Consider the following 415-nt stretch of genomic DNA (forward strand, 5'->3'; position numbering starts at 1 on the left):
CGGTAAGCCCATCAACACAGGCAACGAAGACATCTTCAACTCCACGGTTCTTAAGCTCTGTCAGCACAGAAAGCCAGAATTTGGCACCTTCTGTTTCGGCAAGCCAAAGACCCAAAAGTTCCTTATGGCCTTCAGTGTTCACGCCAAGAGCAACATACACGGTTTTACGAATAACCCGTTTATCCTGATGAACCTTAACCACAAGGCCATCGAGATACAGGATGGGGAAAAGTCTGTCCAGCGGGCGATTCTGCCAAGTCCTGACCTCATCGTAGACAGCATCAGTTACCTTGGATATCAAGGTAGGCGACACCTCAGCACCGTACATCTCGTGAATGGCTTCGGCAATATCACGGGTGGTCATGCCTCGGGCATAGAGGGTAAGGATTTGCTGATCAAGCTTGTTTAGCCGAGT

At 49.6% G+C, this 415-nt stretch carries 1 protein-coding gene; it reads right to left on the minus strand.

Annotation, left to right across the window (positions count from 1 at the left end; translation table 11 throughout):
- Window positions 1–415, minus strand: a 415-nt coding sequence (locus tag AK963_RS30650; RefSeq protein ID WP_175404804.1) for an IS256 family transposase, incomplete at both ends; no start/stop codon positions are given.

Source organism: Endozoicomonas atrinae (assembly GCF_001647025.1).
In the GTDB taxonomy this organism is placed as follows: Bacteria; Pseudomonadota; Gammaproteobacteria; order Pseudomonadales; family Endozoicomonadaceae; genus Endozoicomonas; species Endozoicomonas atrinae.